We start from the raw sequence: 21219 nt of genomic DNA on the forward strand, positions 1-21219 counted from the left end.
CGATCACCTCTATCGTCTTGGCAAGTTCGATACGCTTTTCTCGGGTGATCACCGGCTCGCATTCGGGCGGCGCTTGCAGCGCGCCAAATGCTATTTCATTGCAGCCAACGCTTCCACGAAAGGACGATCGGTTACCGTAATCATGCCGAACTCCGGATAGTCCATATCGATGGTCATCCACAGCGCAGATGCAAGAACGGCTCCGTAAACGGTGTCGATCAACGAAAATCGGCGCCCTATGCGACCATTGCCGAAACCTATGATGCCAAGGCTGATTGCCGCCGTACCCAAGAGGATCGCCATGATCGGAATGGGCAGATGTCTTCTCGCCATCGCAAGGTGTACCGAATGCAGATCGATGACCTCGTTGATCGGAGGCAGAACTACCGCCATCGAGGGTGCGTCGCCCAGCGTAGCAGTGGTCGCCAACCTCCACATTCGTTCATGCAAGCCACTTGCTTTGGCGAGCAACGGCTCAGTTTCGTCGCGTGTTTCGCGACCAAGGAGCATGGCCTTGTCGGCGGCATACTCTTTCAATGCAGATTTCAATTCTCCACGTTGAGGGTCGGCTATGATGTCGGCCCGCAAGTAGGCTGTTGTGAGCGCGTTCGCTTCCCTGACGATGAGATCGGTCCGAGTTGTGAAGCGCGATGCTGCTCCCGAAAATGCAAAGCCGACCAAGAAGGCAACCAGCGCGGCCGTAGATGTCCGAACCAAAACTATTTGTCGATCAAAGGGCTCATCAACGGAGCGACTAATTGAGCCCAGCCAAAAGCCGATCTCGTGGGCGGTAACAACTCCGGCGATTAGGCCCGTCGCGACCAGTAGCTCCATCATTGCAGCCTCCCGAACGCACCGCAGGTTGTCGGACGTTCAGCTGATCAGAGCGTCGCGTTATCATTCAACCTGACAACACTGGGTCATGGCAGCTTAGATATCCGACTTGGGTCCAAACCCCATAACCGGACCCATCCGCCGCATCAGATGTAGACGCCAGATTGAGAAGGTGACGGTGTAGGCGTTCACGTCGATGAGCTTGATCTAAATCAAGCGCGCAGAGCTCCTGCGCGCGAGGCTTCGGAGAGTGACATCTCTTTCCGGGCCAATTAAGGGGCGGACATTTGTCAACCTCTGCAACAAATCTGCGATGGGACCCACTCCGGACATTCGCTTGCCGAAGGGCAATTTGATGAGCGATGACAAGGACAAGCAGCGTTCTGAGGCGGACGCCGAACTAGAACGCGAAATCCGCCAAGGGCGAAAGTTCACTGCACAAGAGGCCATGGGGCGGATGATTGGCCCGGGCGCGATGAAAGGCGGTTCGGCGGTCCCTAGAGTGCAAGAGGCCGAGACGGGGATCGGGACATGGCTAAGAAGCAACCTCACGGATTCGACGGGAGCATTGCAGGAGCTATTGCACCGTCAACTCAAGGGAAGCGAGTTGCTGCTTAACAACCTTGATCAGCCGCTCCTCGCGTTGGCGGACTACTGCAAACAGGTTCTCGCATCGGATCATCGGTTGGAAGAACTTGTCCGCGAAGCCGATGTCGAATGGGGACGAAGGATGGACGAACGGCCCCATTTCAACAGAGAAGGTTCTCCAGCGCACCCAGACGACCCCTATACGAACGATACCGTCCGCATGGCATTGGGCGAAGTCGTGACGAAGATTTCGGAGGCGACAGGCGGGAAGGCATCGCTTTCCACTCCATCTGACCCAAGTCGAACATCGCCTAAGGTCTGAAAAGGGTCAGAGGCGGTCGATGACGGCCGAGCCGACTGGCATCCGCTTCACCCTCAGAAGCGGACCTTCATGAGTACACGCCCTGGCTGATCTGCCTCCGTCATCGCGAGGAGCTCGCGACAAAATTGCAAAACAGTTTTGCGCTGAAGTGACGGAGCAATCCATCGCTCCGCAGATGCGGGACGATGGATTGCTTCGCTTCGCTCGCAACGACGGTTAGAGCGCGCCGCGCTCCTGCAGCAACGCTAGCACCGCATTGAGGTCCGGCAGCACGGCTGCGCATTTCGCGCGCGTCGCTTCGGTCGGCGGCGCCATGTCGGGCACCATCAGCGTGATGGCGCCGGCGGCGTGGGCCGCCGTGACGCCGTGGTTGGAATCCTCCACGGCGATGCAGGTTGCCGGTGCCACGCCGAGCCGCGCGGCTGCCTTCAGATAGAGCTCCGGGTCCGGCTTGCCTTGCGTGACATCGTCGAGCGTCAGCAGCGTTTCGAAGCGGTCGCGGATGCCGGCGAGCGCGAGATGGCGCTCGGCCGTGCGGCGGGATGACGAGGTCACGATCGCGGTCCGGCGGTCGGCGGCGGCAAGACCGTCGAGCAGCGCAATCGTGCCGGGCTTCAGCGGCAGGCCGGCGTCAAACATGCGATCGCGGGTGACGATGAAGGCGCGATTGACATCGGCGAGCGGGAACGCCGTGCCGTAATGATCGCGCAGCATTGCTTCGCAAACCGGACCGGGAAGCCCGACCATGGAATGGCACAGCGCGACGACGCCGTCGGCGTAGCCGCATGCATTCAGCGCCGCGACCAGGCTGTCGAAATAGACCTTCTCGGTGTCGAGCAGCGTGCCGTCCATGTCGAGCAGGACGGCGTCGACGGTCCAGGGTGCGTTCACGTGGCGCTCACCGCTGCTTGCTGTTGCGCGAGTTTCCGCAGGCAGGCGGGGCACAGGCAGTCGCCGCCATCGCTCGGCATCGGCAGGCGAAAGCTTTCGTCGGAACACCAGCACGATCCCGTGAGCGAGCAGGAGAATTCGCTGCCGCATGCCGTGCAGGCAAGCCGGCGCGGTGCAGCTGGTTCGGAACGATCGTGTGACGTGAGGTCCATTCTAACCGCGATTTAATGCGCGAATTAATCTCGGGTTCATCCCGGACCGCGCTATGATGCCGGGCAACTGATATAGCCGGGATAGGCCGTTAAGGGAATTCTGATGGCCCGTGATTCGCAAGCCGCGCTGATTGCTCTCAACCGGTTTGGATTTGGCGCCCGCGGCGGGGCGGCCGGCGACTTCATCAACGCGGCCTCCGATCCGCACGGTTTCGTGCTGGCGGAGCTGGCGCGTCCGAACGGCGCGCTGCTCGAAGTGCCGGGCCTGCTCTCGACACCGGAGCTCGGCAAGCAGGTGTTCGACTATCAGTTCGAGATTCAGCAGGCGCGCAACGCGGCGAAAGCCGCGCAGTCAGGCGCGAGCGAGACGCCGCCCCAGGGGCCCGACGCGAAGCCGCAGCCGCGGCGCAATCTGTCGCTGTCGACTGCCGCGAAGGAGATTGCCGGCAAGGATCCGGCGATGCAGCCGCAGGCCGCCGACAACGCCAATGCGGCGATGACGCCGTCCGCGACGATGCAGCCTCCGACGATGCAGACGGTGGCCGGTCCGCCCAAGCCGCCGGCGCAGCCACTCAACATCATCCAGAAGACGTTCCGCGCCGAGGCGCTGGCGCGGCTGCAGCGCGGCGTGGTCGCCGATTGCGGTTTCGTCGAGCGGCTCGTGGTGTTCTGGTCCAACCATTTCTGCATCTCGGCCAACAAGGGCGCGCTGGCGCGGATGTGGGCCGGCTCGTTCGAGCGCGAGGCGATCCGCCCGCACGTGCTCGGCCTCTTCGGCGACATGTTGAAGACCGTCGAGCAGCATCCGGCGATGCTGTTCTTTCTCGACAACCAGCAATCGCTCGGCCCGGAGTCGCGCGCCGGCATCAACCGCAACCGCGGCCTCAACGAGAATCTGGCGCGCGAGATCATGGAGCTGCATACGCTCGGCGTTGGCGGCGGCTACACCCAGGACGACGTCACGGCGCTGGCGCGTGTCATCACCGGCTGGACCTTCGCCGGCCGCAAGGGGCAGCTCGGTGCGCCCGGCAGCTTCGTGTTCAACGCCAATGCGCATCAGCCCGGCCCGCAGCAGGTGCTGGGCAGGACCTATGCGCAGGCCGGCCTCGCGCAGGGCGAGGCGGTGCTGTCCGATATCGCGCGGCATCCCTCGACCGCAAAATTCATCGCGACCAAATTCGCCCGTCATTTCGTCGCCGACGATCCGCCGCCGGCGCTGGTGGCGAAGCTGCAGGACACCTTCACCAGAACCGACGGCGATCTCAGGGCGCTGGCCACCGCGCTCATCCAGTCCAACGAGGCGTGGCAGGTGCCGCTGACGAAAATGCGCTCGCCCTACGAATTCCTGCTCGCCTCCGGCCGCCTGCTGGCGCGCAATCCTGAGGATCCCGGCCGCTATCTCAACGGCCTCAACGTGCTCGGTCAGCCGCTGTGGTCACCGGCCGGCCCGAACGGATTTCCGGATACCTCTGCGGCCTGGGCCGCACCCGAGGGCATCAAGCTCAGGCTCGACATTTCGGCGCAGCTTGGCTCCCAGCTCGCCGACCGGTTCGACCCGCGCGAACTTCTCGAGTTGATCGCGGCGGATGCCGCTTCGGTCGAGACGCGGCGCACCATCGAGCGCGCGGAATCGCGGCAGCAGGCGCTGGCGTTGCTGCTGATGTCGCCGGAATTCCAGAGGAGATGATCATGGATTGCTCCGAGAGCCTGATGATGCAGGCGACATCGCGGCGCACGCTGCTGCTCGGCGGCGCCTCCTTTGCCGCCTGGGCCTATTTGCCGAAATTCGCACGCGCGGCCGATGGCCGCGATCCGCGCTTCGTCACCATCATCCTGCGCGGCGCGCTCGATGGCCTTGCCACCGTCGCGCCGATCGGCGACCCCGATTATGCCGGCCTGCACGGCGCGATCGCGCTGAAGGCCGATGGGCCGAACGCGGCGGTGATGCTCGATCCGTTCTTCGGCCTGCATCCGGCGATGCCGGAATTCGCGCGGATGTATCGTGCCAAGCAGGCCGCGGTGATTCATGCGGTCGCGACCTCCTATCGCGATCGCTCGCATTTCGATGGCCAGGATGTGCTGGAGAGCGGCTTCCCCGGTCCCGGCCGCGTGCAATCCGGCTGGCTCAACCGCGCACTCGAAGCATTGCCAAAGGGCGAACGGGTGACGAGCGCGCTTGCGGTCGGCCCGACCACGCCGCTGGTGTTGCGCGGCGCCGCGCCGACCGTCGGCTGGGCGCCGACCGCGCTGCCGCAGGCCGCCGACGACACCGCGATGCGGCTGCTCGATCTCTACCAGCACCGCGATCCGACGCTGGCAAGCGCGTTGACCCAGGGCTTGCAGCTCGAGAAGCAGGCGCAGGGCAATGAGATGAAACCGCAGCCCGGCGGTGGCGGCGTCGCGGCGATGCGGCTGGTGGCGCGTGGCGCGGCCAAGCTGATGGCGGCCGATGACGGCCCGCGGATCGGCGCGCTGGCCTTCGACGGCTGGGATACGCATGCCAATGAAGGCGGCCCGGTCGGCCGGCTCGCGCAATTGCTCGGCGGTCTCGACGGCGCGCTGGCGGAATTTCAGAGTGGCTTAGGTGCGCACTGGCGCGACACTGTGATCGTGGTCGCCACCGAGTTCGGTCGCACCGCGCGCATCAACGGCACCGAGGGCACCGACCACGGCACCGGCACCATCGCGCTGCTTGCCGGCGGTGCGGTGAACGGCGGCCGGATGATCACCGACTGGCCGGGGCTGAAGCCGGCCAATCTCTATCAGGCCCGCGACCTCGCCCCGACCACCGACCTGCGCGCCGTGATCAAGGGCGTGCTGCACGACCAGTTCGGCCTTGGCGAGCGCGTGCTGGCTGATGCCGTGTTCCCGGAGAGCGCGCCGGTGAAGCCGATGAAGGGGCTGGTGGCGTAGCACTCGCCACATGCTCAGTGTCGTCCCGGCGAAGGCCGGGACCCATATGTGGACGGCCCCCGTGGCACAAGAGCTTTCTGAGTAGATCGGATCGCTGCATCCATATGTCCGGCCTGTTGATGCGACACGCAATGGTCGCTGGCCAAGATGGGTTGCGCGACGCGAGCTCCAAACAACCCCGCGACCTGTTGGCGGCCAATGGGTCCCACGGACTGTCTCGCATCGTTGATCGACCGATTGCTCCATCTGCTCTTGCAGCTTCCGGGTCGGCTGGTGGGCGAACCCGCCGGCCGGCCAATCTGTTAGGCGGCGGCCGCCATGGCATTGAGCCGCGCGGCATCGTAACTCTCGCCCGTCGCCATCAGCTTCCAGGCGATGCGGGCAACCTTGTTGGCGAGCGCCACGGCGGCCAGCTTCGGCGGCTTGCGCTTGAGCAGCGCCAGCAGCCAGCGCGACGGATGGCCTCGGCCCCGCCGAACCTGCTGGATGACCGCAGTCGCCCCAACCACGAACAAGCGGCGCAGGTCTTCGTCACCGGCCCGCGTGATCTTGCCGAGCCTGGTCTTGCCGCCGGTGGAATGATCCTTCGGTGTGAGGCCGAGCCAGGCCGCAAAATGCCGGCCGGAGCGGAACGCATGCGGATCGGGCGTCTTCATCACCAGCCGTGTTGCGGTGATCGGGCCGACGGATGGGATCTGCGCCAGACGCCGGCTCAGCGCATCGGCGCGGTGCCAGGCCATCAGCCTAACCTCGAGTTGCTTGAGCTCGGCTTGCAGAGCAGCGTATTGGCGTCCCTGCACCGCAAACACCTCGCGCGCCATGGTGGGCAAGCTCTCGTCCTGCGCGATCCGCGCCAGCAGCGGCTCGATCTTGTCGAGCCCCTTGGGCGCGATCAGGCCGAGCTCCGCCGCATAGCCGCGGATCGCGTTGCTCAGCTGGGTGCGCCGGGCGATCAATCCATCGCGCAGCCCCGCCAGCATCAGCGCGGCCTGTTGCTCGGCCGTCTTGACCGGCACAAAGCGCATGTTCGGCCGGTCCATCGCTTCACATAGCCCTTCTGCATCGCGCCCGTCATTCTTGTTCCGCATCACGTAAGGCTTCACCAATTGCGGGGCCATCAGCCTCACCTCGTGACCGAGCTTGCCAAGCTCCCGCGCCCAATACTGCGAAGCTCCGCAGGCCTCCATCCCGATCACGGTCGGCGGCAATTTGGCGAAGAACTCCAGCACTTGCTTGCGCGATAGCTTCTTGCGCAGCACCACCTGCTCCGCCGCATCAACCCCATGCAGCACAAAAATATGCTTCGACGTATCCATTCCAATGCGGATAATCTCTCCCACGGACGGCTCCTTTGTCTGAGATTTGCAACAACCTCATTCTGGCACACTGATGCCGTAGGGGGCCGTCCACACCATCAACCACCGAACTCGATTGTTGGAAAACGCTGGAGTCACAGCACGCCGTAACCACGCGCATTTGTGGTTATGGGTCCCGGCCTTCGCCGGGACGACGCAAGTAATTAGCCCTTCGTAATCCGATCGATCTCCGCCATCTCCTCCGCACTCAGCTTCCAGTTGATCGCTTTCACGTTCTGCTCGACCTGTTCGGGACGCGTCGCGCCGGCGATGACGCTTGCGACTTGCGGGCGGGCGGCGAGCCAGGAGAAGGCGAGCTCCAGCATGCTATGGCCGCGCTCCTGTGCGAAGGCCTGCAGTTGCTCGACGATGTCCTCGTTGCGCGGTGTCACGTAGCGGTCCTTCAGGGCCGGCGCCTTGGCGAAACGGGTGTCGGCGGGGGCGGCGGCGCCGCGCTGGTACTTGCCGGTCAGAAGACCGCTGGCGAGCGGGAAGAACGGCAGCAGGCCGAGATTGTATTGCTGCGCCGCCGGCAGCAGGTCCTTCTCGATTCCGCGTACCACGAGGCTGTATTCGTCCTGGCAGGACACGAAGCGGTTTACGTTCAGCTCGCGCGCGACGTATTCGGCCTCCGCGATCCGCCACGCCGGGAAGTTGGAGTTGCCGATGTAGCGCACCTTGCCCTGGCGCACGAGATCGTCGAGCGCACGCAGCGTCTCGTCGATCGGGGTCAGCGGGTCGTAATCGTGCTGCTGGTAGAGATCGATGTAGTCGGTCTTCAGCCGGGTGAGGCTCGCTTCAACGGCGGACATGATGTAGCGCCGCGAGGCGCCCTGCCTGGTGCCGTCGGTCGCCATCGGCTTGGAAAATTTGGTGGCGAGCACGATGTCCTTGCGACGATCGCCCAGCACGGCGCCGAGCACCGTCTCCGAGCCGCCCATGCCCGCATAGATGTCGGCGGTATCGAACAGGGTAATGCCGAGATCGATCGCCTTGTGGATCACCTTGCGCGAGGTTTCCAGATCGGTGCGCTGGCCGAAATTGTTGCAGCCGATGCCGACCGCGGACACGCGCAGGCCGGAGCCGCCGAGATTACGAATTTCCATGAGACAATCCTGTGGGATAGGCGAGGGATGCAGCGCATTGTGACAAGCACGCCAAGGCGCGGCAAGGTGCCGCCCTACCGCCGATCACGCATGGCACCTATCACGCACGGCCATGTCGCAAAAAAAGCGGTCCCGGTCAGACGCGGCGACTGACGGGGACCGCTCGGGGCGAAGATCTGAGACGGGGGGCCTGATCTTACGCGAGCGGAAGCCTAGCCGGGCTTTGTAACGCGCCGGTGACATCTCCATTCAATCCACAACCCGCGCGGGCGCGCTCAGAGGATCTTGCGATAGATGACGAAGCCGGGCTTGTCCGCGACCTTGTCATAAAGCTGCATCGCGGTGTGGTTGGTCTCATGCGTCTGCCAATAGACGCGCGGCGATCCCGCGAGCTTCGCCTGCGCGTAGACGCTGTTGATCAAGGCGCGGCCGACGCCCTTGCCGCGCGCGGCTTCACTGGTGAAGAGATCCTGCAAATAGCAGGTGGGCGCGATCGCCGTGGTCGAGCGGTGAAACAGATAATGCGTCAGCCCGAGCAGCGTGCCGCCGGCGTCGGCAACCAGCGCATGCATCGGCTCGTAGGCATCGAAGAAGCGCTGCCACGTCATCGCGGTGATCTCGGGCGCGAGCGCGGTCGGTCCGGATCGTTCATAGAACGCGTTGTAGCCGTCCCACAGAGGAAGCCATTGCGCGTAATCGTCGCGCGTGACGAAGCGGATGCTGACGTCGTCGGACATGAATGATCCTTGGATGATCCCGCGTTGCACGATGTCTGTGCATCGCCCGCGACCGTTCTACCGTCGCTATCGCGTGGGATCAATTGCCGACGTGGTCGCGCCTCACTCGGCGGCGCGCAGCAGCCGCGCCCGATGGCGCTGGTGCCCGGCGCGCTGTGCGCGATATTCGTCCGCCTTCGCCGGATCGTCGGTGTGCCGTACGAGGTCGGTCACCGGCGTATAGCTCAGCATGCGGCCGCCGTCGGGCAACGCCGTGCAGCTGAAGCGCAGCACCTGGCCGTCGGCGAGATTGAGGTTGATCGGCGTGGAATCGCCCGATCGCATCATCGCGATGCGCTCGGCGATGAACGCGCTCAGCTCGTCTTCCGGCAATTCGTAGGCGCCGGTGTCGCGGCCATGATACATCAGCGCGACGAAGGGCGGCTTGCTGTCGGCCTGCGCGTCGGAGAGCGCGAAATATTCGCGGAAGGCGCGGTTGATGAATTCGGCGCGGGTGTCGGCGTCGAGCAGCACGATGCCGATGTCGACCTGGTCGAGCGCGGCGGCGAGCCGCGCCGAGGTGGCATGATGCTGCTGGTCCGCGGCAAAGGCGTCGATCCATTTCTGCCGCAGCATTCCGGTGATCAGGGCGGTGCCGGCCGCGGTCGCGGCCAGCATCAGCATCCGCGCGACGTCCGCCGCGTCATAGCCGGGCAGCGCGCGATGATCGAGGAAGAACAGCGCCGAGCCGGTCACCGCAATCGCGGCGGAGATCAGCCCGGAGCGGATGCCGCTGATCGAGCTGGCGAGCGCCACGATGCAGACGAACAGCGGCGCCGGATTGGGGACGGGGACAAGGAGGCGGTCGATCAGGAAGGCGGCGAGCGCCGTGATCGCCGTCAGGGCCGGACCTGAAATTGCACGCCAATCAAACCGCATGCTCGCTCTCGCTATCTGTCAAACGAACGATAAAGCGGTAGTTTGACGACAGCTCCGCAACGGCGCCGGGATTTCCGCCCCGACCGTTAAGCCGGCCTTGCGCGAGCAGAACCAGCTTTCGCTGCTTTCAAATCAAATGATATGCAGATCGGTATGGAACCCGGTTCCGGGCCTGCGGGTTACCGCGTGCCGTGCTTGCAAGAGGACATCGATGCCCACCATTTCGCCTTCGCTGCTGCCGATCCTGATGCTGTTTGCCTCGAACGTCTTCATGACCTTCGCCTGGTACGGCCATCTCAAGTACAAGGATCATTCGCTCCCCATCGTCATCATGGTGAGCTGGGGCATCGCCTTCTTCGAATACTGGCTGGCGGTGCCGGCCAATCGCTGGGGCAGCGAGGTCTACAGCGCGGCGCAGCTCAAGACCATGCAGGAGGTGATCACGCTGGTCGTGTTCGCCGGCTTCTCGGTGTTGTATCTGAAGGAGCCGCTGGGCTGGAATCACGCGCTCGGGTTTGCCTTCATCGCCGCCGGTGCGTTCTTCATCTTCCACAAATGGAGCTAGCGCGCTTGCGCTAGTGTCCCGAATCCGAAGTTCGTATCATTCGCCGCACCTTCGGAGCGAACTTCGGATTCGATAAGGACACTAGCAAACTTATGATTCTAGTGTGCTTTATGAATGCGAAGTTCGTGAAAGCGGCTGCCGCGAAATCGCACGAACTTCGCATTCAGCACACTAGTGGCGCGGGGCCGGCTTGGCGGCAGGCGTCGTGACGTGCGCCGGGTGCGCGCGGTCCTCGCCCTGCGTGCCCGTCACGATCAGGAGTGAAGCCGCAAGCAGGATCGCCGCCGACAGCGTCACAGTCACAAGTCCCACGGGGGTCTTCATCATGTCGCGCCGCTGTCTCTCCCGCGCCCTGCCGCGGATCAGGTGCCAAATGGAATTTGCTGGATTACGCCGGGAGCGATGTCGCCATGCTGATGTTGCTCGCCAGCACCGTCACGGCGACGACCAGGCACAGCGTCAGCGCGCCAAGCGCGAGCGACGCGGCGATCGCGTTCGTCAGGCGGGATGATGCCACCGGGGCAGGGCGGCCATGGAAGCCTGCCGTGCCGGACCACCGTTTCATGGTCTAAATCCCTCGGGCCGCGAGCGAATCACTCGCGACATCCGAGCAAATCTGCCCAGCGTCACCGGCAACATTGCGGCGGCGAGGTTCCCCGAAAACGGCGGAAATGCGGCGTCGGCAGGGGTTTTGCCCGCAATTTGGGCAGTTTCCCCGCTATTCCCGGAATTCAGACCCGGCTTTTAGACGCCTGCGACAAGGCGGCCCTGGGGCTCGGCCTGGGAGCCCGGCTGCCAATCCATCGAGACAAATCCGGGGGTCTGCTCGACCCGTTTCAGCCAGGCGCGGATCGACGGGAAGGTCGCCAGGTCGAAGTCGCAGCGGTCGGCGACGTGGGTGTAGCCGTAAAGGGCGATGTCGGCGACGGTGAACTGTTCGGCCGCGAAAAAGGCGTGCCCCTTGAGGTGATTTTCCATCACCTGCAGCGCCGCGTAGCCGCGCTCCATCCAGTCCTCGAGCGCGTGCGTCTGCAGGTCGCGCCCGCCCTTGACCAGCGACAGCCAGAAATAGGCGGCGCCGATATTCGGCTCCAGCGCATGCTGCTCGAAGAACATCCACTGCAGCGCCTCGGCGCGCTCGATCCGCGACTCCGGCGCCAGCGGGGTGCCGATCGCGACGTACCAGAGGATGGCGTTGGACTCGGCAAGATGGCGGCCTTCGGCGACCTCGAGCAACGGCACCTGGCCGCTCGGATTCTTGGCCAGGAAATCCGGGGTGCGGCTCTCGCCGCGCAGGATGTCGATCTCGATCGCCTGGTATGGCGTGTTCAGCACCGCAAGCGCCAGCCGGACCTTGTAGCTGTTGCCGGAGCGCTGCATCGAATAGAGCTTGTACATTGCGTCGGTGTTCACTCGGTGCGTCAGGTTCACTTGGTGCGTCAGGTTCACTTGGTCTGAGACGGTACGCTTGAAAATTGCGCGGCCTGTCACACCGCAATGCCGCTAAACAATGATGCCGACAGGGGTGCGTCGCAAGCCCTGGAACGTGGAAAAAGTCGAAACGTCTACCGCACTGCACGCGTGCAAAACGATTCCATCAACACGACAGAACAACTCGGATCACGGCTGCGCGACGCTGTGCACGGTGCCGGTCGATGCCATCGACGCCGCGGCCGACACGCCGTCATTCACAAACGTTAACGCGCCATCCCGATCGAGCGATGGCCGGTCGGCGGCCGCAACGGACCGCCAGCCTCGGCACCATCGGGCAAGCGCCGCGCGACAATTGTCCTCGGAGCAATCCGCGCTGGCGCACGCGGCCGCAGGCCTTGCCGGCAAGGCTGGGCGGCTACGGCTGCGCTTGCCGGATATGAGTCATTTGGAGCCGGAACTTGCGGAAAATTGCGCATGCCGCGAGCCGTGCGGGAAAGTTTTGGTGCTTTACCGCCAAGCTTCTTGCGATGCAGCGGCGACAGGCCTAGGGTGCCGCGATCCCATCCAAATCAAGTCGTGGCCCAACGGCTCACGACGTTTGCCAGGAGATGATAATGGCCTTCCTGTCCGCTGCGCTCGACCGTGTGAAGCCGTCCGCGACGATCGCGGTCACGGACAAAGCACGCGCGCTGAAAGCCGCGGGCCGCAACGTCATCGGCCTCGGCGCCGGCGAGCCTGACTTCGACACGCCCGCCAACATCAAGCTGGCTGCGATCCACGCGATCGAGGCCGGCAAGACCAAGTACACCGATGTCGGCGGCATTCCGGAGCTCAAGGAAGCCATCATCAACAAGTTCTCGCGCGAGAACGGTCTGAGCTACAAGCCGAACCAGATCATCGTCGGCACCGGCGGCAAGCAGGTGCTCTACAATGCGCTGATGGCGACCATCAATCCGGGCGACGAGGTCATCATCCCGGCGCCGTATTGGGTCAGCTATCCCGAGATGGTGGCGCTTGCCGGCGGCGAGTCGGTGCCGGTGGTTTGCCCGGCCTCGACCGGCTTCAAGCTGCGCCCGGAAGATCTCGAGAAGGCGATCACGCCGAAGACCAAGTGGGTGATCCTGTGCTCGCCGTCGAACCCGACCGGCTCGGCCTACACAAGGAGCGAGCTCAAGGCGATCACCGACGTGCTGGTCAGGCATCCGCATGTCTGGGTGATGACCGACGACATGTACGAGCACCTCGTCTATGACGACTTCGTCTTCACCACGGCGGCGCAGGTCGAGCCGAGCCTCTACGAGCGCACGCTGACCGTGAACGGCGTGTCGAAGGCCTACTGCATGACCGGCTGGCGCATCGGCTATGCCGGCGGCCCGGCGCAGCTGATCAAGGCGATGGCGACGATCCAGTCGCAGTCGACCTCGAACCCGTCGTCGATCGCGCAGTGGGCGTCGGTCGAGGCGCTCAACGGTCCGCAGGACTTCATCGCCGCGAACAACAAGGTGTTCAAGGAGCGCCGCGACCTCGTGGTGTCGATGCTCAACCAGGCGAACGGCATCGAGTGCCCGCGGCCGGAAGGCGCGTTCTACGTCTATCCGTCCTGCGCCGGCACGATCGGCAAGAAGGCGCCGTCGGGCAAGGTGATCGACAACGACGAAGCGTTCGTCACCGAGCTGCTCGAGAGCGAAGGCGTCGCGGTCGTGCAGGGGTCGGCGTTTGGCCTCGGCCCCGCGTTTCGCATCTCCTACGCCACCAAGACCTCGGATCTGGAGGATGCCTGCAAGCGCATCCAGCGCTTCTGCGGTAATCTGCGGTAATTGGTTCTGAACCAGGAAACCAAGAAACGCTCCCGCATCTGGTGCGGGAGCGTTTCTGTTTGTGTAGTGGTCGATTGATGTGCGCACATCGCGCGCCGGTAAAATCGCAGAGTCAAATCACAACCTGCTCACCTCACGCGTGTGTGCGCGAACATCGATGCCACACGCTGGAAGTTTTTACGGCGTCTTTGCGAACTGCCTTGTTTTGGACACGACCCTTGCATTGTGTCCGCCGCGCAAATTCAGTTCACCTTGCGGAGACAGACCAATGCGACTTTCGACTCTCACCCTTGCAGCGCTTGCGTTGCTGGCGCCGTTCGCCACTGCCAACGCGGCACCTCAGCAGGTTCAGGCCGGGGTTCTGCAATGCCAGGGCGGCGAGAACGTCGGCTTCGTCGTCGGCTCTGTTGCCCGCCTCGAATGCGTGTTCCAGAGCGGCGGCCGCCGTCCCGAGCCTTATGTTGCGACCGTGAAGCGGATCGGCGTCGACCTCGGCGTCACCGCGACGACCCAGCTCGCCTGGGCCGTGAGTGCGCCGACCACGCAGCTTCCGCGCGGTGCGCTTGCCGGCAGCTACGGCGGCGTCGGCGTCAACGCTTCGGTCGGCCTCGGCGCCGGCGGTAACTTCCTGTTCGGCGGCCCGAACAACGCCTATGCGCTGCAGCCGATCAGCGTGCAGGGCCAGACCGGCCTCAACGTTGCGGCCGGCATCGCCGGGATCGATCTCGAGCCGGTCCGCACCGCTGGTCCGCGCCGGCATCACCGTCACCACCGCCATCATCACCACCACCACTAAGCTGGTCGGTGTTCGATCAAAGAGGCCCGCGAAAGCGGGCCTCTTTTTTTGCGGTCCGTTTTTTGCTGTGCGTCGTTTGTTGTCTGTTGCATGACAGCGTCAGCAGGGCGCGCGGGGCATAGCAATAGCGCCACATCCTGCAACAATTGGTGGCCGGGCACCGCAAATTCTGGCTGCACAATCGATGCTATGGCATAGGATGCGAAAGGCGCCGCAGACACGGCGCCGTTCTGTTCTCTGCTCGCGTCATGCCCCTCAGCCGGAGACTCTCCAACATGCGTCGCTACACTCTCCTTGCCGGTGCCGCCATCGCCACGCTGACCGCAATCGTTGGCGCCAACGCCCAACAGCCGAGCCAGCGCGTTCAGGTCGGCGTCCTGGAATGCCGCGGTGGCGCGAGCGTCGGCTTCATCGTCGGCTCCGTGACCCATCTCGGTTGCGTGCTGCGCGCCAATGGTCTGCCTGAGGATCGCTACATCGCGACCATCCAAAAGGTCGGCATCGATCTCGGCCTCACCCAGGAATCGGCGCTGACCTGGGGCGTCTATGCACCGGTGGAGCGGCTCGGGCCGGGTGCGCTCTCCGGCAATTATGCCGGCGCGCAGGGAAGCGCGACGCTCGGCGTCGGCGTCGGCGGCAACGTGCTGGTCGGCGGCTCCGACAACACGATCGCCCTGCAACCGCTCAGCGTGCAGGGCCAGGTCGGCGTCAACATCGCCGCCGGCCTCGAAAGCCTCGAGTTGCGTCCGGGGCGGTAACGCCGTCGAGGCATGATCTTGTCGGAGACCGCTTCGCTCTTTTCCGGATCATGCCCTAACGCCCGCGCGTTGCGTTCGCCAATCTGCCGAAGAAGCCGCGGGCTTCTTCGGCAACGATCCCGGGCGCTTCGGCGTGAACATAATGCCCGGTGTCGACGAACCTGATCGAAGGTTCGCTCCAATAGTCCCCCAGCCTGTCCGACCATTCCGGCGAGATCAGCGGATCACGGCGGCCCCAGAGAAAGCGCGAGGGGATTTCGATGCGCGGCTGCGCCGGCAGTCTGCCTTCCAGCCAGAGCCGGCGATTGGGCGCGGACGAGAGATACCAGTCGAAGCCGCCCTGGATGTTGCCCGGCTTCATGAAGTTATCGACATAGGCTTCGAGCAGGTCGCCGAATACGGCGGGATCGTCGCCCGACCAATGGTCGAGGAAATGGCGGAAGTAGAGCCGGCATGACTCGCGCGAGCTTCCGACCAGTTGCGCGGCCCATGGCAGCTGCTGGAAGTATTGATACCAGACCTCGATCAGGTGGCCGGGCTCGCCGTAGCGCTGGCCGAGGCCCGGATAGGGCGTGCAGAGATAGAGCGTGCCGGTCAGCCGCCGCGGCTGACGATGCGACATCGCCTGCATGACATAGGCGCCGAGATCGCCGCCGATCACACCGAAGCTGATATGACCGAGCGCGTCCATGAGCGCGAACATGTCCAGTGCATGGCGCTCCGCCGTGGCGGACGCGTCAGGTCCGGGCACGGGCTTGCCGGTGTCGCCGCAACCGCGCAGGTCCGGCGCGATCAGCTCAAAACTGTCGCCGAGCCGCATCATCAGCGGACGCCACACCAGCCAGAACTCCGGCCAGCCATGGAGCAGGAGCAGCGGCGGGCCCTTGCCGAAGCGCGCGACATTGACGGATAGGCCGCCGATCTCGATCTTCTGTTGCGTGATGCCGGCTGCGGCTGCCTCCGCGAAAGCTTTCTCCAGTGCCGTCATGGCGACCTCCTGTGGTTTGCCGCAGGCTGTCCGCGTTCGCGCGTCCGGTCCAATACTCGTTCGATACGGTAGCAGAGCTGTTGCATATTGCTGCCGGCGCCGGCCGCCGTGCTATATCGCCGGCATGGAATTGCGACATCTCAGATATTTCGTGGCGCTTGGCGAGGAATTGAATTTCACCCGCGCCGCGGAGCGGCTGCACATCGCGCAGCCGCCGCTGAGCCAGCAGATCCGCCAGCTCGAGGACGAACTCGGCGTGACGCTGCTGCAGCGGAGTAGCCGTCCTGTCAGGCTCACCGAGGCCGGCGAGCTGTTTCTTGCGCGCGCACGCGCGCTGCTCGCAAGTTTCGAGAGTGCGGTTGCCGACGCGCGGCGCGTCGGGCGCGGCCAGGCCGGCAGGCTCGCGATCGGATTCGTCGGCTCCGCCATGTTCGCCGGCCTGCCCGATATCGTCGGCGCCTATCGCGACGCTTGTCCCGATGTCGAGCTCATGCTCGACGAGATGCTGGCGGCGGAGATTGCCGAGGCATTGCGGCGGCGCCGGATCGATGTCGGCTTCGCACGCCCGGCGCTGTTGCCCGAAGCAGGGCTTGCCCAGCGCCTGATCCTCGATGAGCGCTATGTCGCGGCGCTGCCGCGCACGCATCCCCTCGCGGCGCGCGACGACATTGCGCTCGCCGAACTGTCCGACGATGCCTTCGTACTTTATCCGGCACAGCCGGAGCCTTCCGTCACCGGCCTGATCGTTGCCGCCTGCCAGGCCGCCGGCTTCACGCCGCGGCTCGCGCAGGAAGTTCTGCATCTGCAAACCGCGATCGGCCTGATCGCCGCCGGTGTCGGCGTGTCGCTCGTTCCGGAAGCCGCGGCGCGCGCGCAGACCGGCCGCGGCGTGGCGTATATTCGCCTTGCGGCGCCGGTGGTGACGGCTCCGCTCACGATGGTGTGGCGCGAGGAAAATGTGTCGCCCGCCGTGCAGCGGTTGCTCGACCTTGTGAAGCGCTGGCGCGAGATTGCGCCGGGACTTGCGCCCTTGAGGAACTGACGCATCGGACGCATCGTCCGGCGAATGGCGGCGCGCAGCTCCGCCATCGCAAACTTCCGCGACGCCGCACCGCAGCGACGTTTTCCCGCTTGCCAAATGTCAAACGCAGGCAGAGCATGAACGGTCGCCGACCCAATCATGGGCCGAGCTCCAACACGAGGAGGCGGCAATGGGACAAGACGTCAGAAGTCCCCGAGGTCCACGGTGCATCGCGCTGGTGGGCCCTTTCCAAAGCGGTAAAACCACACTTCTGGAAGCGATCCTGGCGCGCACTGGCGCCATCAAGAATGCCGGCAGCGTCGATGCCGGAACCTCCGTCGGCGATGCCAGCCCCGAGGCGCGTCAACACAAGATGGGCGTAGGCCTGACTGCCGCCACCACCACCTTTATGGGGGACAGCTATACCTTTATCGATTGTCCCGGCTCGATCGAATTCGCGCACGATATGCGTGCCGCGTTGCCGGCGGTCGATGCCGCGGTCGTGGTCTGCGAGGCTGACGAGAAGAAGCTGCCGCAGCTGCAGATCATCCTGCGCGAGCTCGAGGAGCTCGGGATTCCCCGTTTCCTGTTCCTGAACAAGATCGACCGCGCCAACAAGCGCGTCCGCGAGACGCTTGCGACGCTGCAGCCGGCGTCGCGCGTGCCGCTGGTGCTGCGCCAGATCCCGATCTGGAACGGCGATCTGATCGAAGGCTTCGTCGATCTCGCGCTGGAGCGCGCCTTCGTCTATCGCGAGCACAAGCCGTCGGAGGTGATGGCGCTGGAAGGCGGCAACCTCGATCGCGAGAAGGAAGCGCGCTTCTCGATGCTGGAGAAGCTCGCCGATCACGACGACGCACTGATGGAGCAGTTGCTGGAGGATATCCAGCCGCCGCGCGATGCGGTGTTCGACGATCTCGCGCGCGAACTGCGCGAAGGGCTGATCTGTCCGGTGCTGCTTGGTGCGGCGGGCCGCGAGAACGGCGTGCTCCGGCTGATGAAGGCGCTACGCCACGAGGCGCCAGGCGTCACCGAGACCGCCAGCCGGCTCGGCATCAAGGACCAGAAGGACGCGCTGGCCTATGTGTTCAAGACCGTGCATCTGCAGCACGGCGGCAAGCTGTCGCTGGCGCGCGTGCTCGCGGGCCGGCTCGACGATGGCGCGACGCTGCAATCCTCGAGCGGCGAGAGCGGTCGGGTCTCCGGCATCCTCGCGGTCTCGGGCACGCATGACAGCAAGCGGCCGCAGGCCGAGGCAGGCGACGCGGTCGCGCTCGGCAAGCTCGATGCGATCAAGACCGGCGATACGGTCTCGAGCGGCAAGACCGCCCCGGCCTCGCTGGTCAAGATCGAGCCAGTGGCGGCGGTGCTGTCGATCTCGATCGCCGCGACCGACCGCAAGGACGACGTCAAGCTCGGCCAGGCGCTGCTGCGGCTGAACGAGGAGGATCCGTCGCTGACGATGATCCAGAACCCGCGCACCCACGACACCGTGCTGTGGGGGCAGGGCGAGATGCATCTGCGCGTCGCGCAGGAGCGGCTGAAGGACCGCTACGGCGTCAACGTCAAATCGCATCCGCCGGCGATCGGCTATCAGGAGACCATCCGCAAGGCGGTCACCCAGCGCGGCCGGCACAAGAAGCAGTCCGGCGGCCACGGCCAGTTCGGCGATGTCGTGCTCGACATCAAGCCGAAGCCGCGCGGAAGCGGCTTCGAATTCCACGAGAAGGTGGTCGGCGGCGCGGTGCCGCGCAACTATATCGGCGCGGTGGAGGAGGGGGTGGTCGACGCGCTCGCGCGCGGCCCGCTCGGCTTTCCCGTGATCGACGTCGACGTCACGCTGACCGACGGCTCCTATCACAGCGTCGACTCCTCCGACCTTGCGTTCCGCACCGCGGCGCGGGTCGGCGTCTGCGAGGCGTTGCCGCAGTGCCAGCCGGTGCTGCTGGAGCCGATCCACACGGTCGAGATCGTCTGCCCGACCGATGCGACCGCCAAGATCAACGCGATCCTGTCGGCGCGCCGCGGCCAGATCCTCGGCTTCGACACCCGCGAGGGCTGGAGCGGTTGGGACTGCGTCCGTGCCACGATGCCGGAATCCGAGATCGGCGACCTCATCGTCGAGCTGCGCTCCGCCACCGCCGGCGCCGGCACCTTCACTCGCCAGTTCGACCGCATGGCCGAAGTGACGGGCCGCGCCGCCGACCAGATCATCGCCGCGCATCGCGACGCGGCGTGAGACTGCTGCTGCGATCACGCCCCGCGCGGGCGTGATCGTTGGCAGGATGGCCGGAGGCCGCTAGCTTGCGTCCCTGATGGGGGCGCAACGACATCATGCTTGAATCCCGCCGCAACCTGGCGCTGGCCTGCGCGCTCAGCGCGGTGGCCGGCTATGTCGACAGCATCGGCTATCTGCATCTCGGCGGGTTGTTCGTGTCCTTCATGAGCGGCAACTCGACGCGGCTCGGCGTGACCTTGGCCGAGGGGCACTGGCAGCATGCCCTGGAAGCGTTGGCGCTGATCGTGTTGTTCGTCGCCGGTGCTGCCGCCGGCAGCCTGGTCGTGCTCAGCCGCATCGCGCATCGCCAGCCCCTGATCCTGCTCGCTGAGGCGTTGCTGCTCGCGGCGGCGGCTTTGGCTTATGCCTATGGCCTGCCGAACGCCGCGGTCGCCGCCATCGTGCTGACGATGGGGCTCGAGAACGCCGTGTTCCAGCTCGAAGGCGGGGCCGGGCTCGGCCTGACCTATGTCACCGGGGCGCTGGTGAAAGCGGGGCAACTGATCGCCGCCGCGCTGACCGGCGGGGCAGGCTGGGCATGGCTGCCCACCCTGTTGCTGTGGGCCGCGCTGGTCGCAGGCGCGCTGCTCGGCGCGCTTGCCTACCGCTGGATCAATCTCGGTGCGATCTGGTTTGCCGCGGCCGCCGCGTTCGCCCTCAGCGCGTTGGTTGCCGCAACCGCGAAGCGGACGGATTGACAGCGCGCCTGCCTTGGCCGATGTCACGGCCATGACATCCCAAGGCAACATCCAAGGTAACGCCCAAGGTAACGCCCAAGGTAGCGCCCAAGGCAAAACCCGCGCCGCGTGCCTGATCGGCTGGCCGGCGGCGCATTCCCGCTCGCCGCTGATCCATCATTACTGGCTGCGCACGCTCGGCATCGAGGGCGGCTACGTGATCGAGGCGGTGCCGCCGGAGGACTTCAAGGATTTCCTGTTCCGCCTGTCGCTGCGGGGCTTCGTCGGCGCCAACGTCACCCGTCCGCACAAGGAGCACGCGCTGGCGCTGTCGGCGCCGGATGAGCGCGCCCGCGCCGTCGGTGCCGCCAACACCTTGTGGTTCGCCGACGGCGAATTGCGTTCGACCAACACCGATGTCGAAGGCTTCATCAACAATCTCGACGCCTGCGCGCCCGGCTGGGACAAGACCGAGGACGCGCTGGTGCTCGGCGCCGGCGGCGCGTCGCGTGCGGTGGTGTTCGGCCTGATCGAGCGCGGGATTGCGCGCGTGCATGTGGTCAACCGCACCATCGACCGCGCCCGTGCGCTGGCCGACCAGTTCGGCGCACGCGTTCATCCCGCGACGTGGGACACGGTCGGCGAGCTGCTGCCGCGCGCAGGGCTGCTGGTGAACGCCACGTCGCTCGGCCAGCATGGCCAGCCCGCGCTCGAGGTCGATGTGCGGTTGCTGGCGCAAAATGCGGTTGTTTCCGATATTGTCTATGTGCCGCTGGTGACGCCGCTGCTCGCCGCAGCCGAGGCGCGTGGCCTGAAGACCGCCGACGGCCTCGGCATGCTGCTGCATCAGGCGGTGCGCGGTTTCGAATTGTGGTTCGGACAGCGCCCGCAGGTCACGGCGGAATTGCGTGCGCTTGTCGAGGCCGATCTCACAAAGACTTGAGGCCTGGAATAGCGTCTCCGGCAGGGTGTCTCGTGTTAGTCCCCCGCGTTCCCTCCCGGAGATCCC

The 21219-nt window shown here is 65.2% G+C and carries 21 protein-coding genes; 11 read left to right on the forward strand and 10 right to left on the reverse strand.

The features are described 5' to 3' along the window. Positions 1–90: 90 nt before the first annotated feature. On the reverse strand, positions 91–837 hold the full coding sequence (locus ACE10Z_RS07445; protein WP_375787345.1) for a hypothetical protein: 747 nt from the start codon (positions 835–837) through the stop codon (positions 91–93). 334 nt (positions 838–1171) lie between these two features. Here ACE10Z_RS07445 and ACE10Z_RS07450 point away from each other — a divergent pair, with 334 nt between their 5' ends. Continuing rightward, entirely contained in the window at positions 1172–1744 is a 573-nt protein-coding gene (locus tag ACE10Z_RS07450) for a hypothetical protein (protein WP_375787346.1), read from the forward strand. 216 nt (positions 1745–1960) lie between these two features. On the opposite strand, the gene ACE10Z_RS07455 is transcribed toward ACE10Z_RS07450, so the two are convergent. After that, positions 1961–2635, reverse strand: coding sequence for an HAD family hydrolase (locus tag ACE10Z_RS07455; RefSeq protein WP_375787347.1), 675 nt, complete (start codon positions 2633–2635; stop codon positions 1961–1963). A 315-nt stretch (positions 2636–2950) separates the two neighbouring features. Between ACE10Z_RS07455 and ACE10Z_RS07460 the strand changes: the two genes are divergently transcribed. Together ACE10Z_RS07460 and ACE10Z_RS07465 are read left to right on the forward strand one after the other, a co-directional pair. Next, positions 2951–4534, forward strand: coding sequence for a DUF1800 family protein (locus ACE10Z_RS07460; protein WP_375787348.1), 1584 nt, complete (start codon positions 2951–2953; stop codon positions 4532–4534). Next, a complete protein-coding gene (locus ACE10Z_RS07465) occupies positions 4531–5760 on the forward strand; it encodes a DUF1501 domain-containing protein (RefSeq protein WP_375787349.1) in 1230 nt (409 codons plus the stop codon). The genes ACE10Z_RS07460 and ACE10Z_RS07465 overlap by 4 nt, the downstream gene beginning before the upstream one ends. Before the next feature lie 302 nt (positions 5761–6062). Here the strand turns inward: ACE10Z_RS07465 and ACE10Z_RS07470 are convergent, their stop codons facing one another. The 4 genes from ACE10Z_RS07470 to ACE10Z_RS07485 form a co-directional block, all read right to left on the reverse strand. Next, positions 6063–7100, reverse strand: a complete 1038-nt coding sequence (locus tag ACE10Z_RS07470; RefSeq protein ID WP_375784156.1) for an IS110 family transposase — start codon at positions 7098–7100, stop codon at positions 6063–6065. A gap of 179 nt (positions 7101–7279) precedes the next feature. Then, on the reverse strand, positions 7280–8221 hold the full coding sequence (locus ACE10Z_RS07475) for an aldo/keto reductase (RefSeq protein ID WP_375787350.1): 942 nt from the start codon (positions 8219–8221) through the stop codon (positions 7280–7282). Between the two features lie 275 nt (positions 8222–8496). Further along, positions 8497–8958 carry a GNAT family N-acetyltransferase gene (locus ACE10Z_RS07480; protein ID WP_375787351.1) on the reverse strand — a complete coding sequence of 154 codons (462 nt, stop codon included), beginning with the start codon at positions 8956–8958 and terminating at the stop codon, positions 8497–8499. 102 nt (positions 8959–9060) lie between these two features. Next, on the reverse strand, positions 9061–9876 hold the full coding sequence (locus ACE10Z_RS07485; RefSeq protein WP_375787352.1) for a PAS-domain containing protein: 816 nt from the start codon (positions 9874–9876) through the stop codon (positions 9061–9063). Positions 9877–10087: 211 nt separating this feature from the next. Between ACE10Z_RS07485 and ACE10Z_RS07490 the strand changes: the two genes are divergently transcribed. Then, positions 10088–10441: a DMT family protein gene (locus tag ACE10Z_RS07490; RefSeq protein ID WP_375787353.1), complete on the forward strand. Its 354-nt coding sequence runs from the start codon at positions 10088–10090 to the stop codon at positions 10439–10441. A 171-nt stretch (positions 10442–10612) separates the two neighbouring features. Here ACE10Z_RS07490 and ACE10Z_RS07495 read toward each other — a convergent pair whose 3' ends face one another. From ACE10Z_RS07495 to ACE10Z_RS07505, 3 genes are all read right to left on the reverse strand, one after another. Continuing rightward, positions 10613–10753, reverse strand: coding sequence for a hypothetical protein (locus tag ACE10Z_RS07495; RefSeq protein WP_375787354.1), 141 nt, complete (start codon positions 10751–10753; stop codon positions 10613–10615). A 76-nt stretch (positions 10754–10829) separates the two neighbouring features. Continuing rightward, positions 10830–11006, reverse strand: a complete 177-nt coding sequence (locus ACE10Z_RS07500; RefSeq protein ID WP_375787355.1) for a hypothetical protein — start codon at positions 11004–11006, stop codon at positions 10830–10832. Positions 11007–11185: 179 nt separating this feature from the next. Then, positions 11186–11839, reverse strand: a complete 654-nt coding sequence (locus ACE10Z_RS07505; RefSeq protein ID WP_375789769.1) for a glutathione S-transferase family protein — start codon at positions 11837–11839, stop codon at positions 11186–11188. A gap of 650 nt (positions 11840–12489) precedes the next feature. On the opposite strand from ACE10Z_RS07505, the gene ACE10Z_RS07510 reads away from it, so the two are divergent. From ACE10Z_RS07510 to ACE10Z_RS07520, 3 genes are all read left to right on the forward strand, one after another. Further along, positions 12490–13692, forward strand: coding sequence for a pyridoxal phosphate-dependent aminotransferase (locus tag ACE10Z_RS07510; protein WP_092117420.1), 1203 nt, complete (start codon positions 12490–12492; stop codon positions 13690–13692). Between the two features lie 268 nt (positions 13693–13960). Beyond that, a complete protein-coding gene (locus tag ACE10Z_RS07515; protein WP_375787356.1) occupies positions 13961–14488 on the forward strand; it encodes a DUF992 domain-containing protein in 528 nt (175 codons plus the stop codon). A 275-nt stretch (positions 14489–14763) separates the two neighbouring features. Beyond that, positions 14764–15246, forward strand: coding sequence for a DUF992 domain-containing protein (locus tag ACE10Z_RS07520; protein ID WP_375787357.1), 483 nt, complete (start codon positions 14764–14766; stop codon positions 15244–15246). 55 nt (positions 15247–15301) lie between these two features. On the opposite strand, the gene ACE10Z_RS07525 is transcribed toward ACE10Z_RS07520, so the two are convergent. Then, the gene (locus ACE10Z_RS07525; RefSeq protein ID WP_375787358.1) at positions 15302–16234 is read right to left on the reverse strand and encodes an alpha/beta fold hydrolase; all 933 of its coding nucleotides are present in this window, start codon (positions 16232–16234) and stop codon (positions 15302–15304) included. Between the two features lie 124 nt (positions 16235–16358). Between ACE10Z_RS07525 and ACE10Z_RS07530 the strand changes: the two genes are divergently transcribed. The 4 genes from ACE10Z_RS07530 to ACE10Z_RS07545 all read left to right on the forward strand — a co-directional run bounded on the left by ACE10Z_RS07530 (position 16359) and on the right by ACE10Z_RS07545 (position 21153). Beyond that, positions 16359–17276 carry a LysR substrate-binding domain-containing protein gene (locus ACE10Z_RS07530; RefSeq protein ID WP_375787359.1) on the forward strand — a complete coding sequence of 306 codons (918 nt, stop codon included), beginning with the start codon at positions 16359–16361 and terminating at the stop codon, positions 17274–17276. 169 nt (positions 17277–17445) lie between these two features. Beyond that, a complete protein-coding gene (locus tag ACE10Z_RS07535) occupies positions 17446–19494 on the forward strand; it encodes an elongation factor G (protein WP_375787360.1) in 2049 nt (682 codons plus the stop codon). A gap of 95 nt (positions 19495–19589) precedes the next feature. After that, positions 19590–20231 (forward strand): YoaK family protein, encoded by a 642-nt coding sequence (locus ACE10Z_RS07540; RefSeq protein WP_375787361.1) that lies wholly within the window; start codon positions 19590–19592, stop codon positions 20229–20231. A 31-nt stretch (positions 20232–20262) separates the two neighbouring features. Further along, complete coding sequence (locus tag ACE10Z_RS07545) at positions 20263–21153, forward strand: shikimate dehydrogenase (RefSeq protein ID WP_375787362.1); 891 nt, start codon at positions 20263–20265, stop codon at positions 21151–21153. Positions 21154–21219: the final 66 nt, after the last annotated feature.

This window comes from Bradyrhizobium sp. Pha-3 (assembly GCF_042258615.1).
Taxonomy (GTDB): Bacteria; Pseudomonadota; Alphaproteobacteria; order Rhizobiales; family Xanthobacteraceae; genus Bradyrhizobium.

Excerpts from the sequence above, each read along its gene's own strand:
- ACE10Z_RS07445 (WP_375787345.1), bottom strand. The coding sequence starts at position 837 with ATGATGGAGCTACTGGTCGCGACGGGCCTAATCGCCGGAGTTGTTACC.
- ACE10Z_RS07460 (WP_375787348.1), top strand. The coding sequence starts at position 2,951 with ATGGCCCGTGATTCGCAAGCCGCGCTGATTGCTCTCAACCGGTTTGGA.
- ACE10Z_RS07465 (WP_375787349.1), top strand. The coding sequence starts at position 4,531 with ATGATCATGGATTGCTCCGAGAGCCTGATGATGCAGGCGACATCGCGG.
- ACE10Z_RS07475 (WP_375787350.1), bottom strand. The coding sequence starts at position 8,221 with ATGGAAATTCGTAATCTCGGCGGCTCCGGCCTGCGCGTGTCCGCGGTC.
- ACE10Z_RS07480 (WP_375787351.1), bottom strand. The coding sequence starts at position 8,958 with ATGTCCGACGACGTCAGCATCCGCTTCGTCACGCGCGACGATTACGCG.
- ACE10Z_RS07485 (WP_375787352.1), bottom strand. The coding sequence starts at position 9,876 with ATGCGGTTTGATTGGCGTGCAATTTCAGGTCCGGCCCTGACGGCGATC.
- ACE10Z_RS07490 (WP_375787353.1), top strand. The coding sequence starts at position 10,088 with ATGCCCACCATTTCGCCTTCGCTGCTGCCGATCCTGATGCTGTTTGCC.
- ACE10Z_RS07500 (WP_375787355.1), bottom strand. The coding sequence starts at position 11,006 with ATGAAACGGTGGTCCGGCACGGCAGGCTTCCATGGCCGCCCTGCCCCG.
- ACE10Z_RS07505 (WP_375789769.1), bottom strand. The coding sequence starts at position 11,839 with ATGTACAAGCTCTATTCGATGCAGCGCTCCGGCAACAGCTACAAGGTC.
- ACE10Z_RS07510 (WP_092117420.1), top strand. The coding sequence starts at position 12,490 with ATGGCCTTCCTGTCCGCTGCGCTCGACCGTGTGAAGCCGTCCGCGACG.
- ACE10Z_RS07515 (WP_375787356.1), top strand. The coding sequence starts at position 13,961 with ATGCGACTTTCGACTCTCACCCTTGCAGCGCTTGCGTTGCTGGCGCCG.
- ACE10Z_RS07520 (WP_375787357.1), top strand. The coding sequence starts at position 14,764 with ATGCGTCGCTACACTCTCCTTGCCGGTGCCGCCATCGCCACGCTGACC.
- ACE10Z_RS07525 (WP_375787358.1), bottom strand. The coding sequence starts at position 16,234 with ATGACGGCACTGGAGAAAGCTTTCGCGGAGGCAGCCGCAGCCGGCATC.
- ACE10Z_RS07530 (WP_375787359.1), top strand. The coding sequence starts at position 16,359 with ATGGAATTGCGACATCTCAGATATTTCGTGGCGCTTGGCGAGGAATTG.
- ACE10Z_RS07535 (WP_375787360.1), top strand. The coding sequence starts at position 17,446 with ATGGGACAAGACGTCAGAAGTCCCCGAGGTCCACGGTGCATCGCGCTG.
- ACE10Z_RS07540 (WP_375787361.1), top strand. The coding sequence starts at position 19,590 with ATGCTTGAATCCCGCCGCAACCTGGCGCTGGCCTGCGCGCTCAGCGCG.
- ACE10Z_RS07545 (WP_375787362.1), top strand. The coding sequence starts at position 20,263 with ATGACATCCCAAGGCAACATCCAAGGTAACGCCCAAGGTAACGCCCAA.